12 protein-coding genes and 2 pseudogenes are annotated in these 12,839 nt (G+C 66.3%); 1 reads left to right on the top strand and 13 read right to left on the bottom strand.

Annotated elements, in window-relative coordinates; translation table 11 throughout:
• Positions 1–30: 30 nt before the first annotated feature.
• The 10 genes from H293_RS0147700 to H293_RS0147660 all read right to left on the bottom strand — a co-directional run bounded on the left by H293_RS0147700 (position 31) and on the right by H293_RS0147660 (position 8,387).
• Positions 31–351: a MafI family immunity protein gene (locus H293_RS0147700; protein ID WP_020124820.1), complete on the bottom strand. Its 321-nt coding sequence runs from the start codon at positions 349–351 to the stop codon at positions 31–33.
• A 31-nt stretch (positions 352–382) separates the two neighbouring features.
• Entirely contained in the window at positions 383–1,501 is a 1,119-nt protein-coding gene (locus H293_RS0147695) for an IS630 family transposase (protein WP_310591947.1), read from the bottom strand.
• Between the two features lie 247 nt (positions 1,502–1,748).
• A complete protein-coding gene (locus H293_RS53550) occupies positions 1,749–2,114 on the bottom strand; it encodes an inositol monophosphatase family protein (protein ID WP_020124818.1) in 366 nt (121 codons plus the stop codon).
• Positions 2,115–2,154: 40 nt separating this feature from the next.
• A complete protein-coding gene (locus H293_RS0147685) occupies positions 2,155–3,930 on the bottom strand; it encodes a non-ribosomal peptide synthetase (protein WP_020124817.1) in 1,776 nt (591 codons plus the stop codon).
• Between the two features lie 187 nt (positions 3,931–4,117).
• Positions 4,118–4,414 (bottom strand): MbtH family protein, encoded by a 297-nt coding sequence (locus H293_RS56745; RefSeq protein ID WP_078612942.1) that lies wholly within the window; start codon positions 4,412–4,414, stop codon positions 4,118–4,120.
• 91 nt (positions 4,415–4,505) lie between these two features.
• Complete coding sequence (locus H293_RS58945; protein WP_158694591.1) at positions 4,506–4,880, bottom strand: hypothetical protein; 375 nt, start codon at positions 4,878–4,880, stop codon at positions 4,506–4,508.
• Positions 4,881–5,120: 240 nt separating this feature from the next.
• On the bottom strand, positions 5,121–6,401 hold the full coding sequence (locus tag H293_RS52240) for a PLP-dependent aminotransferase family protein (RefSeq protein ID WP_078612941.1): 1,281 nt from the start codon (positions 6,399–6,401) through the stop codon (positions 5,121–5,123).
• Positions 6,402–6,449: 48 nt separating this feature from the next.
• Positions 6,450–7,253: an endonuclease/exonuclease/phosphatase family protein gene (locus H293_RS0147670; protein WP_020124814.1), complete on the bottom strand. Its 804-nt coding sequence runs from the start codon at positions 7,251–7,253 to the stop codon at positions 6,450–6,452.
• Positions 7,250–7,627, bottom strand: coding sequence for a cupin domain-containing protein (locus H293_RS0147665; protein ID WP_020124813.1), 378 nt, complete (start codon positions 7,625–7,627; stop codon positions 7,250–7,252). The genes H293_RS0147670 and H293_RS0147665 overlap by 4 nt, the downstream gene beginning before the upstream one ends.
• 22 nt (positions 7,628–7,649) lie before the next feature.
• Entirely contained in the window at positions 7,650–8,387 is a 738-nt protein-coding gene (locus tag H293_RS0147660) for a hypothetical protein (protein WP_028808850.1), read from the bottom strand.
• 947 nt (positions 8,388–9,334) lie between these two features.
• Between H293_RS0147660 and H293_RS0147650 the strand changes: the two genes are divergently transcribed.
• Positions 9,335–9,997, top strand: coding sequence for a class I SAM-dependent methyltransferase (locus H293_RS0147650; RefSeq protein ID WP_020124810.1), 663 nt, complete (start codon positions 9,335–9,337; stop codon positions 9,995–9,997).
• 64 nt (positions 9,998–10,061) lie between these two features.
• Here H293_RS0147650 and H293_RS0147645 read toward each other — a convergent pair whose 3' ends face one another.
• The 3 genes and pseudogenes from H293_RS0147645 to H293_RS61910 all read right to left on the bottom strand — a co-directional run.
• Positions 10,062–11,312, bottom strand: coding sequence for an IS256 family transposase (locus tag H293_RS0147645; RefSeq protein ID WP_020124809.1), 1,251 nt, complete (start codon positions 11,310–11,312; stop codon positions 10,062–10,064).
• A 346-nt stretch (positions 11,313–11,658) separates the two neighbouring features.
• Positions 11,659–12,531 (bottom strand): annotated as a pseudogene (locus tag H293_RS52230) (IS701 family transposase); the annotation flags it as partial.
• Between the two features lie 23 nt (positions 12,532–12,554).
• Positions 12,555–12,839: pseudogene (locus H293_RS61910) on the bottom strand (hypothetical protein); the annotation flags it as partial.

Below are 12,839 nucleotides of genomic sequence, written 5' to 3'. Positions count from 1 at the left end.
CTGACCGGGAAGGTTCGCCGGGTTGGCGGATCATTCCTGCTCGGAGGCAGCGGCGAGGTGACGGCGACAGAAGTCGGCAGCTGTGAGATGGGGCCTGCGCAGCGCAGCGCTGTAAAGCCGCATCTCACGAGCCGCTCGGTCCAGGTGTCGCCAGAAACTGAGGGGCATGTCGAGGTCGTCACCGAGATCGACCAAGCAGTCGAAGGCGAGTCCCAGTTCGTTGTGCTCCAGGAACTCCAGCGTCGCTGAGAGATCGATGTCCGGCAGGCGTGTGAGGTGGGCTCGGGCGGCGTCGAGGTGGTCACGGGTCTGATTCCAACTGCCCTGCAGAGCCTCACGATCATGGGTCATGGCGCCAGTGTCGCCGGTGCCATGAGTGGGATCACGCGACTTTCGTTGGACGTCCGCCCCAGTGGAGGCCCTTCTCGCTGCGAATGCGGGCACGCTCCTTCCGCTGGGCGGCGAGGACGTCGGGATGCCGGGCATTCTTGTTGCGCCATCGCAGGTATGCGTGCAGGGCCCGGGTATGGACGATGTGGTTGCTGTGGTGAGAGTTGGCGACGGTGAACTGCCGCAACGGCCCGAAGTGAGCCTCGATCGGGTTGGCCCAGGACGCGTAGGTCGGCGTGAAGCACAGCTCGACCCTGTTCTTCCTCGCCCAGCGTCGGATCTGTTCGCCCTTGTGGGCGGACAGGTTGTCCAGGATGACGTAGATCGGGGCGCCGTCGGGGCGGGCCGCGCGAATCGACCTGAATGCGGCCAGGGTGTTGCCGGCTCCCTTCTTGCGGCGGTTGATGCCCCACAGGGTGTCGTCGCCGACGGAGTAGCAGCCGTGGAAGTAGCGAACGCCGTGGGTGCGGTGGTAGGTGGCAGGGTGCCGTTCAGGGTGACCGGTAGGCGCCCAGGACGAGCCGACGGTGGGGCGGATGCCGAGCGGACCGAACTCGTCGAACGCGAAGACCCGGTCAGGGAAGCGGTCCAGAACGTGTTCGATGCGGTCGAGCTTGGCGTCGCGCTCGGGGTCCGGGGACTCCTTCCATGTTTTGGTCCGCTGGAAGGTGACGCCGCGGCGCACGAGCAGGCACCGTAACGCCTCACGGCCGATCCGTATGACACGGCCGTGCACTTTCCGCAGGTAGGCGGCGAGTTTGCGGATGGAACAGCGGGTGAAGGGCTGTCCCAGCTTGGTCGGGCGGGCGATGGCCGTCTGGACGACGAAGTCCTCATCGTCAGGACTGAGCAGGCGGGGACGGCCTCCCGCCCACCGAGGGTCCAAGCAGGCCAGCCCGATCTCGTTGAACCGGTGGATCACATCCCGGACGGTGTCCTCGTCGGCCTGCACCAGCTTCGCGATCACTGGCACCCGGTTCCCGCCGGCCGAAGCCAGCAGCATCATCGCGCGCCGGTACCGCACCGAACTGGTGGTGCCCCGACGCACGATCTGCTGAAGCTTCTGCCCCTCCTGATCGGTCAACCTGCGTACACGGACAGGCTCAGACACCACACCCCCAACGATCAGACGGACGTCACCGCACATCCAACCGCCCCCAACATCAACCCGGCGAACCTTCCCGGTCAGAGCACTAGCAGCGCCGCTGCGATCTTGACTCCGGCCGAGCCCATGGGAATGGTCTGCGCGTCCCACGCCTCGGCGAAGTGGGCCACAAAGGCCGGGGGCCGGGTGCGGCTGACAGCTATGCGCGCCAGTCCGTCGACGCAGGGCGGCAGCTGCACTGGGACGGTATAACTCAGCACCCACCGCGCTCGGGCATGGCAATCGCGCCGGCGGCCAGCCTGCCCTCCTGCCACAGCGCCACGTGGACGGCCCAGTCGTCGCGTCCCTCCTCGCTGAACTCCCGGGTGCTGTCGAGAGGGTCGATGATGGACACCCGCGGTACGGTCAGCCACCGGGGATCGTCGGCCACTTCCTCAGACATGACGGCGTTGTGGGGACGGTGCTCAGCCAACTCGGCGGCCAGGAATTCCTGGTAATCCTGATCCCCTGCCGCACGCAGCGCGGGTGGTCCGTGAATCGGTCTCTCCCGGACGGCGAACAGGACTTCACCAGCCCGGGTGGCGAGGCTGGTGGCCAGGTCGTGATCGTTAGTGGGCATGTGGGGCTCCTGTACGGTCGGAGGCCAGAAAACCAGGGGATCAGTCGGCCGGGGTGGCAGCGCCGAGTTCGCGCAGTGCTACAGCGACCTCCCGCACCGTCGGCTGGCGGTAGAGGCGGACCATGGGAAAGGTCGGGGCGTGCTCCCGCAGCCGCGCGAGCACGCGGACGGCGAGCATGGAAGTGCCGCCGATGCCGAAGAAGGTGTCGTCCGGCCCAGGTGATTCCACCTCCAGGACCTCAGCGAAGATCTCGGCTACCAGCCGCTCCACGGGATCGGCGGGAACGGCGGCCGGGACGGTGGCGGTCACGTCGTCGATCGCCGCCAGGAGCTCGGACGCCTGGGCGTGGTCAATCTTCCCGCGAGTAGTACGCGGCAGTTCCGCGACGCGGCGCAGTCGCTTGGGGACGACCTGAGCGGCGAGCAGACCGCGCAAGTGGGTGAGTAGCTGCGCCTCGTCCAGGTCGGTGGCCTCAGCGGTCCACAGAAGGCCGATCACGGGGTCGGTCGGCTCGCCGCAACGCACGGCCACTGCCCCAGTGACGCCGGACAGGGCGAGGGCAGCCGAGACGATCTCGGCCGGTTCGATACGGATGCCACGGACCTTCAGCTGCTCGTCAGCCCGGCCGACAAGCCACAGTTCGCCGTCCGCGTCAAGTAGACCGAGGTCCCCAGTGAGGTACATACGTGTGCCGTGGCCGACCGGGTTGGGGATCCAGCGTTCGGCCGTACGCCGCGGGTCGCGCAGATAGCCCAACGTGACGGAGGGCCCTGAGAAGGCGATCTCTCCGACTTCGCCAACTGCCACTGGAGTTCCGGTGGCATCCAGGATGTGCACGGCCACACCGGGCAGGGGGCGGCCGAGTGACGGGGCCGTGCTTGTAGCAGCGATGGGCCCGGTCCAGGTGACCGCCACCGTCCCCTCGGTGGGACCGTACGCGTTGTGAACAGGCCAGGACCGCGTTCGGCCGGGCGGGACCTGCCACAGTCGGTCCCCTCCGGTGAGCAGCGCACGCAGGGTGACGGGAGGGTCGTACCTACGCATCAGCTCGGCCGCGAGCGGGGTCACGAGGAACATGCCGCTGATCTCATGCTGGTCCAGCCAGGCGATGAGCCGGGCAGGGTCGAGACGGATCGCGTCCTCGGCGACGTACAGCGTGGCACCCGCGCCGAGGGTCGACCAGACATCCCACATGGCTGCGTCGAAGCCCATATCGGAGGCCCAGCCGACCCGGTCGCCGGGACCGGTGCCGAAGTGGTCGGCGTGGGCTGCAACGAGATGGCCGAGGCCCTCGTGGTGCACGACCACGCCGCGCGGAGTGCCAGTTGTGCCCGAGGTGTAGATGACGGCGGCCCAGTCCGCGGGCGTGGGGACGCTCAGGTCCACCAGAACGGCTTCGACCGATGCTTCGTCCATGGAGACCACCGGAAGCCCCCACTCTGCAGTAAGCTTCTGGCCGACCTGGTCGGTGATGAGGCATTTCGGTCTCGCGTCCTTGGCGATCAGGCGGAGCCGGTCGTCAGGATCACGGGGTTCTAGCGGAAGATGTGCGGCACCGGCACGCTGGACGCCGAGGGCGGCGACGACAGCCGCCGCCCCACGGGGTAGGAGGACAGCGACGATCGGCGCGGAGTCCCGGCCCACGCCGTACCGACGGAGCAGTAGCGACGCCAAGGCGGCCGAGGCAGTGTCGAGCTGACCGTAGGTGAGTATCCCACCGTCCTCCACCACGGCCGGAGCATCGGGCCGGGCCGCGGCGTGTGCGAGGAAACGGGAGACAACATCGGCGGCGGTCGGGGTGCTGCCTGAGGGCACCGCGGTCCTCCTTGGAATGCAGTAGGTCGGGTGGTGAGACGAGGGCGAAAGGTCGCTCAGGGCTGCTTGGACACCATACGGATGGGCAGTCGCTCCAGTCCGTTGACGACAACGGAGCTCAGCCGAATAGCTGGGCCCGCCGGCTCGATCGTGTGCAGGCAGTCGAGGAGCTCGGAGAACAGGATTTTCATCTCGGCCCGGGCGGGCAGCGCGCCGATGTAGAGGCACTCCCGTGATCCCAGGGCGATGTGCCGGTTGGGACGGCGGGTGATGTCGAACCGGTCAGGGCCGTCGAAGCCGTCCGGGCATGTCGCGGCCGGATGTCCGTCCAGATCTGCTCGATGTGGTCCAGACAGGCCTCACGTGTACGAGGTCCTCCCACGGCTCGCCAGCCGTCTGGCACCTCTCGTCCGGCGGGCCAGATCGAGTACTGCTCGTGGTCGTTGACGACCACTATGTGTGTGGAACCAGTGGTATCCGTCATGGTTCTGCCCTTCTCAGTGGCTACTTGTCGTCGCGCGAGCAGTGTGACCTTGCCTCATCCAGCGGGCCGACGGGCTAATGCGGCGCGACGTTCAGCCGGCCGGCATCAGCGACGAACCGTTCGGCGAGCTGGTCGGCGTCCTTGCAGTGAAGCGGTCCTCAGCCAATTCCACACGAGCCGTGAGTTCACCGTCCTTGTCGGTAACGCGGCGACCTGGGGCCCGCTCGTTGACACGACTCGGTGGACGGTCGCGGCAGCTGTCATCGCGGTAGCGTGGAACCCCGGATGCCGCAGGACCCCAGCGACCTAATGGCAGGTCACCCACACAGGTGCCGAACACCGCGCCACTCGATTCGTAATGCAGCAACGCAAGGACCGCGTACAACGGAACCAGCTCCACCGGCGCACGCATCAGCACGGCGAGCACCGGGCTGACGTCGTAAACCGGCATCCGGTTCAGATCCACGTGGCCCCCACCGCGAGCCCCCGGCCGGCCCGCGGCCGATCGCCTCGCGCGCGCCGGTGGCGTGCGCCGCTGACGTGACTTCTTCGGGCTCGCCGATCCCCGCCACTGCAGTAGCTGCTGGCGACAGCAGCCACTGGGCGCACGAAGGATCGAGGTCGGGAGGGATCCAAGTGGTCGCGACCGGTATCCGTCCTCCGCTGTAGGCCGAGGTCGCAGCAAGACCGACATCGTGGTGAACGCCTATTCCGGGTCAACGAAGAAGTGGGGGCTCTCGAATGCCTGCCGCGCCCGAGCGCGGAATCTGGCCGCACGATCGACCTCACCGTTCCGAGCCGCCGCGAAGGCGTCGGCGATGAGGGTCATGGACGTCTCGGAAGCGCCTTCGAACGTCACCTCGGCGCTGCCCAGTCGGAAGATAGGACCCGCGAAGCCCGGCATGTCGGTCTGGACGTTGACCCGGACCCCAGCCTGAGCCAGTGCCCCGGAAAGTTTGTTCGTCGCGGCCTGGTCCCCGACATCAACCCAGAGCTGATGGTTGTCGGTGAACCCGTCCGCGCAGCGGGCGACTTTGAAGTCCCGCGCCGCCAGCTCAGCACCGAGCCGCCGGGCATTGACAACCACCTGACGGGCGTAAGTCGTTCCGAAGTACTGGAACTCGCGCGCCGCCAGGCCCAGTGCCAGGGTCGCGGCGAAGTGATGACTACTCAGCAAGACGTATTGCGCGTCCTTGATCAGCTCACACACCCGCGGTAGCCGGGTGAACAGGACACCCTTGTGCGGCCCGGGAAAGGTCTTGTGCGTAGAGCCACCGAAGGAGGTCGCGCCGAGCTCAAGGGGGTTGGGCACCTGACCGCCTAGAATGAGTCCCAAGGTGTGACTGGCGTCGACGTGCAGCAAGGTGTGCGGGCTGTGCTCGGCCAGGCAGGCGGCAACCGGTGCGACGTCCAGCAGGTGCAGGCTGTTCTGCAGGTCAAGGTAGACCAGGGATACGTCCTGCGCGGACAGGATCTTTCGCAGGCCATCGACATCCACGACACCCGCCTCGACCGAGACCATAGCCGGAACAAAGCCAAAACGCTTAATCACCGCCACGGTGGCATAGTGGCCTCCGCTCGCGGGGTCGACACAGACCACCGTGCTGCCAGTCTCGCCCCCCATGCCCGAGATCGCGATGATCATCGCGCTGAGCCCGGAGACCGGGCGGAGGTTCACGAACGGGGCACCGGACAGCATGCTCAAGCTGTTGTACGCCACATCCGTTTCGATGTCCGCGATGCTTTCCCCGCCCCGAAATTGCCAAAAATCCGGGTCGTGGTTTTCGTTGAAGAAGTAGCGGTTGTAGAAATCAAGCTGCAACGGCAATTGCGCCAACGGGGAAAGGCGGTTCTCGCTTGGGACCAGACTCAGCGCCTCCCGGCCGCGGTGATGGCCATCGCGAAGTCGGCGGGCCAACCCAAAGAGCTCACGCTCGTGCTGTTCTCGTGCAGCCGTGCTGGGCACGACGCCTTTACGTTCTGCCACCGTACCTCATATATCAGAGTAGACCAGGGCGAATGCTGACGGACACAGTCACTCATCCGGGACCGAATACTCGACCAAGAACCTCACCTGCCGGTAGGCGTGATCGGATTCGCTGGCTGTCGCCGTAGCCGACAGCAGACGCATCCCCGGCCCGTAGAGGACATAGTCTCGTTTGGCTCCCTTGACCGCTGTGCCGATCGGAAATGCGTTCAGGTACTTGCCTCGTCCGAGAGCCGCGTTCAGCACGTCCTCGATCGGGTCATGGTTCAGGTCGACGGCGACCAGCGCTGGACCGGACTTCCGCAGAGTCAGCATGTCTCGGACCAACATGGCCCAACCCTCGGCGAATTCCGGATCCGTGGCGCACGCGCCGAAGTGCCGCAGCGGAAAACAATGCCCGTTGATCAGCCCGATCTCATGATTCCCTAGATCGATCCGGGTGATTAGGTACCCCTTGTCGTCCAGCGTCCATGGCTCTCCGTCGGGGCCGGTTCCGGTCCGGCCGGGATTGGGGAACTGCCGGTAGACCGTGTTCGTGATCGGGAACCGAGACAGGACCGCCAGTGCGAAATCGGCGTCTCCGGCCAGGTGCGAGACGCTGGTGGGGAACAACTCCACATGCGGATAGCCCGCTTGGCGCGCCAAGTAGTGCGGCTGGCTCTCCCGAGACCCGAAGTAGTCGTGCGCCTCCTGAAGGCAGACCACATCCGGCGCGTGCCGCTGGAGCACCGAGGCGTAGTAGTCAGGCGAGGGGGTTCCACCGCGCTGATGAGATACTCCGAGAATCCCACCTCCGATGTTCCAGGTCGCCAGCTCAAGAAACTCCGAGTCGGGGTGGAGTGAGGACTTCATGAGCGGGCCGTGTCCGAAATCTGACTCTTCTCCAGAAACCTGACGTGCCGTTCGTTCGCTTCGTCGAACGCTGGGGAGACCGTGAGTACCATCTCCAGTGCGCCGAAATAGTAGATGCGCGCCATCGGTGGAACGACGACCAGATCCCTGGCGTTCACCGGCACGGCATCGTCATTGAGATAGAAGGTGCCGCAGCCACTGATGACGTGATACACATAGCTGCTCTCCGAGTTGTAGAACTCCTGAAAGTGGCCTTCCGAGACACTGACGTGGACGACGGTCACGGATGGGTCCACTTGCCCGTACACGGTGAGATCGACACCGTGCTTGGTGAAGTGGGCTGCCGCATCCGCCGGGTACTTGTACGGGGTCATGTTTCCGCGCTCCTGGCCCGCGTCACAACCAGTGGTGGAGCTGCGCCAGCTCCCCGCGCAGTTGGTCGACGGAAGGTCGTTCGACGTAGATCCCCTTGTCTCCGCCGCCCTCTTCACTGACCGGGCTCGTGCGATAGACATTCGTCGTATCCCGCAACATGGGCCCCTGGAGCACCACCGTGGCCGTGGGCCCATCGTTGGAACGCGCGATGCTGTGAAGGATCCGATGGTCAAGATGGTAGACCGTGCCGGCTTGAACATTGACTTCGCAGACTTTGGCGAGCTGTTTGCTCCCCATGGCCTCCAGCGAGAAGTGCTGGTCCGCTCGAACCGGGGTGTACCGGTAGTGGTGGTAGTCGTCGCCGGGGGCGATCATGTACTCGCGGGCGTTGTACTCGCCGAGCAGCAGGGCGGTCGTGAAGTCCCAGCGGTGCGAGTGGATGTCCTCCCTCGGCAGGAGATCCGCCTCCGACCGCGGGTGCCACACGTGCAGACGAAGCTTCCAGGCGTTCTCGTCGCCCACCGCCAAAACAATTTTAAGGAAGCTGTTCGCGTGATAGTACGACCGCGCCGCGATCTCGCCGAGCTGACGGTCGTCCGACAGAATCCCGTCCAGCAAGTATCGCATCTCGTCGCGCCTGCTGAGCCTGCGGACCACCGCCTCGCCTCGCTCGGAGAGCGAGTCGTCGCCCAGCGGGCCAATCGTCTCCAAGCGGTCGCGCACCTCAGGCAGTCGTGTTTTCGCAAGAGACTTTGCCATGAGTCAGATCCTTCGTATGAGGTCGGTTCCCCAGTCTCTGGGAACCGTTGCCTGCCTGACGGCTCCTCCGCAGGAGACCGCGGAGCAGAGCGCAGGTGGAATTAGTCGGACGGCTTGTCGGCTGCGACTCAGCCAGGGTCGCGATATGGGGTGTTTCAGTGAGTAATTCGGGCTGTCGAGCCGGGGCAACTCGGTGGCCAACCGAAACCGAATACTAGCGATCGCGCGGCGGCCCGCGTACTGACATCAGCTAGTACGGCAGCCCCCAATCGCTAGAGGGCGTCTGAAAAGCCTGTCAGCGGGCAGTCGCCTGGTAGCGGGGTGGTCGCGTACTTTCGGAGCTAGGGTGTACGGGCTGCGTACCCGTTACTCGACGGATCTGTCCGATCCGGAGTGGGAGATCCTTTGTCCCCTGGTTTCGGCGGTCAAGCCCGGCGGACAACCGGCGATACACGCACGGCGGGAGATCCTCAACGCGCTGGTCTACTGACTGCGGGCCTGCTGCGCTTGGAGACTGCTTCCGCATGACCTGCCGCCGTGGCAAACGGTCTACCACTACTGGCGGCAGCGGCAGCGGCAGCAAGAAGGCGTGTGCCAGAGCGTCCGGGCCAGTGAACGCGGTGGCCAGACGGATACGACGGCGGCAAGAAGGTCAGCGGCATCAAGCGACACCTGCTCGTCGACACCCTGAGCCCGGCCAACGTCGGCGACCCCAATGGCGCCGCGGTGCTGTTCTCCCGGGCCACTGATGCCTTCCCACGCCTGAAGCACGTGTGGGAGTAATTGTCAAGACCTGTGGATGACCGCTCGACGATTGTCCCGATGACGGAGGATGTGACCGCCGCGATCTGACGGGCTGTGGCTCATTCTTGGTCGCTGCAGCGGTTGCCCCTGCGGTGATCGAAATTGGATCGTCTGCGGCTTGTGGTCAGCCGTAGGGTGCGGCAATGGACTGGAACGCCTGGCATGGCAAGTACGACGTAGCGGACTCCTGGATGGCACGGAGGCTGCGGACCGTTCAATCGCAGACCCGGGCGGCCCTGGACGATGCCCCAGCTGGGCCGCTGAAGGTGATCAGCCTGTGCGCCGGGGACGGTCGCGACCTCCTCCACGTCCTGTCCGATCATCCGCGCCGCCACGAGGTGCGGGCGCGGCTTGTGGAGTTGGACGCCCGCAACACCGCCGCGGCTTCGGAGACGGCCCGCCTGGCAAAGCTGGACCAGGTCGAGGTCGTGACGGGCGATGCCTCCCTCATCGACCAGTACCGGGACATGACCCCCGCGGACCTCGTTCTGGTCTGCGGTGTCTTCGGAAACATCACCGACAGCGACATTGAGGGCACCATCGGCGCCTGCAACCAGTTGTGCAAGACCGGTGGCACCGTCATCTGGACCCGCAACCGTGCCGCCCCCGACAGAGTGCCCATGATCTGCGATTGGTTCGGCGAGCAGGGTTTCGAACTGCAGTGGCTGTCCGAACCGGGTGCTGGTTACGGGGTCGGTGTGCACCGGTTCACCGGCACGCCTCGACCCCTGCGCACCGGAACCCGGCTGTTTGAGTTCGTGGGCTACGACGTGCTCCGTCAGCGTGAGACTGCACAATCCGACTGACCTCTGTCATGGCAGACCCACTCCTGTCTAAATAATTGCCCTATCCCGGCCACCCGCCACAAGATCAGGCAGCGCCCCGCGGGCGTTCGACCAGGACGCCGCTCTCGAACCGGGCGCCTGTGCGGACCAGTGGTACGAGGTGGGCGCCGGTGATCGCCCGCCAGCGGGCCTGGGCGGACTCGACGAGTTTGAACACCATCGCGAGGGCTGCGGCGGGGCTGCCGGCGCCGCGTGTGACCTTGGTGCGGAGCTTGACGGTGGAGAAGGTCGACTCAATGGGGTTCGTGGTCCGCAGGTGGATCCAGTGCTCGGCCGGGAAGTCGTAGAACGCCAGCAGCTCGTCGCGGTCGTCGGTGATCTTCGTGACGGCCTTGGGGAACTTGGCGCCGTAGGTCTTCGCGAACACCTCGACCGCCTTCTCGGCGTGCGCGCGGTCCTCGGCGTTGTAGATCTCCTGCATCGCCTTCGTCGCGCCCGGCTGTGCGGACTTCGGCAGGGCGTTCGTGACATTGCGGGCCTTGTGGACCCAGCACCGCTGGTGGCGGGCGGCCGGGAACACCTCGGCGAGTGCCTTCCACAGGCCCATTGCGCCGTCACCGACGACCAGCTCGGGATCGCGCATCCCGCGGCGGCGGCAGTCACGCAGCAGATCCGCCCACGACTCGGTTGACTCACGCAGCCCTTCTGCCAGCGCGATCAGTTCCTTGGTGCCGTCCAGGCGCACGCCCATCAGCACCAGGACACAGGAGTGCGCCTGTCCGAGCCGGACCTTGGGGTGCACCCCGTCCGCCCACACGTACACGTAGTCGGACTCGGCGAGGTCGCGCTGCTGGAAGGCGGCGTGGTCGTCCTGCCACTGTTTGGTCAGCCGGGTCACGGTCGCCGGCGACAGACCGGCCGCCGAGCCGAGGAACTGCTCCAGCGCAGGCACGAAGTCCCCCGAGGACAGCCCGTGCAGGTAGAGCAGGGGGAGCACCTCGCTGACCTTGGGCGACTTGCGGCACCACGGCGGCAGGATCTTCGAGGAGAACCGCATCCGCTCGCCGGTGGCCGCGTCCACCCGCCTGTCGTTCACGCGCGGGGCTGTGACCTCGACGGAACCTGCAGCAGTGGTCACAGTCCTCGGCCGGTGGTGGCCGTTGCGGACCACCAGACGACGCCCGGCCCCGTCCGTCACCGCGGCCAACTCGGCTATGTACTGGTTGACTTCGGCCTCCAGCGCGGCGGCGAGCATCCGCCGGGCGCCTTCGCGGACGATCTCGTCGATCAGGGAGCCGGACTCGGTCGAACCGTCGGCGTTCACTACGCTGAGCATCGGGCGGGCCTTCCCGACCCGCGCTGCGAACGCGGGCCTACTCGGTGACCATCAAAGGATCATTCGGGAAGGTACGCCTTCTGCGCCCAACCCGAAGCCGACCCACAGGTCTTGAGCATTGCCCCACGTGTGGGCGGTCCGGGGCTACCGCGGCGCCGACTTCCGCTCCTAATACTCCAGCAGCACTTTGACGTTTTCCCTGTTCAGGGGCGGTCTGGGTGAGTGTAGAGGGCTGGTTGCCGGCCCGTGTTCTCTTTCCCGGGCCGCCCCTCGATCGTGTGCACCCGACGCTGATAGTGACAGCGGCGGGCGACGGCTTGGCGTCGTCTGCGCCAGTGTGACCATCTCAGTGCGCGTGCGCTGATGAGGGGCTGGTGAACGGCGAGGGGTGAGTGGCCAGTTGCCAGGAGTCGCCGAACTTCTGCCACGGTGAGGGGGGCAAGGCAGGAACCGTTTCTGCTGCCCCCTTTGTCGCGGCATCGGCGGCCATGACGGCCAGGAAGGCATGCGCCAGCATGGCCAGGGTGATGTGCCGCATCCAGCCGGTGTAGCGGCGGACTTCGTACTGGTCGAGGCCGCACTCGTTCTTCGCGGCCTGCAAGGCTTCCTCGATGGCCCAGCGCGTCCCGGCGACGCGGACCAGGTGCTCGACCGTGGTGCCGAGCGGTGCGTAGGCGAGGTAGTAGGCGATCTCCTCGGGCTTGCTGATGCTGCGGCGGGCCAGTGCCCACCGCTGGTGGGTGGGCATCTCGCCGTCGAAGTCCTCGACGTTCGCGATCTGCAGGGCCGCCCAGTGGTAGACGCGCGGGCCCTTCGCGCCGTCACCGCACGAACGTCGCTCCCATGCTTCGTCGGGGGCCTGGGAGAAGAGGTGATCGATGCGTCCGAAGTGCGGCACCTGCTGGGACTTGGGGACCGCGAGGACATAGCCCAGGCCGGTCTCCTCCAGCATGCGGCGCAGCCGCCACTCCTGACCGTAGGCGGCGTCCGCGGTCACCCAGCCGATCGGCAGCGGCAAGGCGATCGCCCTCAGCACCATGGTCTTGGCCAGGTCGGGCTTGGTGGCGAAGGCCCGCTCGTCGGGGATGTGGGCGGCGAGGCAGCGGTCGCGGTCGTCGGTCCAGGACTTGGGCAGGTACAACTCCCGGTCCACCAGAGCGCGTCCGTGTGTGGTGGCGTAGGCGGCGAAGACGCCGATCTGGCAGTTCTCGGTGCGGCCGGGGGCTTGATTCTGAATAACTGTCAGGGTTGATCTTCCGGATGGTCCTCGTCAGGCAGGCGAACTCGAAGCTGTTCGAGGGTCCGGGCGGGCGACCCAGGCAGCGGTGTAACGGCGATGCGATGCAGGTCCAGGAGCCGGTGCCCGTCTTGGAACTGGTTGGAGAGGTTGGTGCGGGTAACGCCCAGCAGCTGGGCCAGAAGGGTGCTGGTGATCGCCCTGCGTCGGCGTAAGACCGCTGACAGGAGGCGGTGGTAGTGATCCAGGCTGCTGGTCTGCGGGTGGAGGTAACTGCGCGGACGGTGGAA

Source organism: Streptomyces canus 299MFChir4.1 (genome assembly GCF_000383615.1).
GTDB classification, from domain to species: Bacteria; Actinomycetota; Actinomycetes; order Streptomycetales; family Streptomycetaceae; genus Streptomyces; species Streptomyces canus_C.
The sequence above is the reverse complement of the archived record's forward strand: the minus strand, read 5'-3'. Positions and strand labels throughout refer to the sequence as shown.

What these genes read in the sequence shown, in the direction of transcription:
- H293_RS0147700 (WP_020124820.1), bottom strand. Translation starts at nt 351, where the DNA reads ATGACCCATGATCGTGAGGCTCTGCAGGGCAGTTGGAATCAGACCCGT.
- H293_RS53550 (WP_020124818.1), bottom strand. Translation starts at nt 2,114, where the DNA reads ATGCCCACTAACGATCACGACCTGGCCACCAGCCTCGCCACCCGGGCT.
- H293_RS56745 (WP_078612942.1), bottom strand. Translation starts at nt 4,414, where the DNA reads ATGACGGATACCACTGGTTCCACACACATAGTGGTCGTCAACGACCAC.
- H293_RS0147670 (WP_020124814.1), bottom strand. Translation starts at nt 7,253, where the DNA reads ATGAAGTCCTCACTCCACCCCGACTCGGAGTTTCTTGAGCTGGCGACC.
- H293_RS0147665 (WP_020124813.1), bottom strand. Translation starts at nt 7,627, where the DNA reads ATGACCCCGTACAAGTACCCGGCGGATGCGGCAGCCCACTTCACCAAG.
- H293_RS0147660 (WP_028808850.1), bottom strand. Translation starts at nt 8,387, where the DNA reads ATGGCAAAGTCTCTTGCGAAAACACGACTGCCTGAGGTGCGCGACCGC.
- H293_RS0147650 (WP_020124810.1), top strand. Translation starts at nt 9,335, where the DNA reads ATGGACTGGAACGCCTGGCATGGCAAGTACGACGTAGCGGACTCCTGG.
- H293_RS0147645 (WP_020124809.1), bottom strand. Translation starts at nt 11,312, where the DNA reads ATGCTCAGCGTAGTGAACGCCGACGGTTCGACCGAGTCCGGCTCCCTG.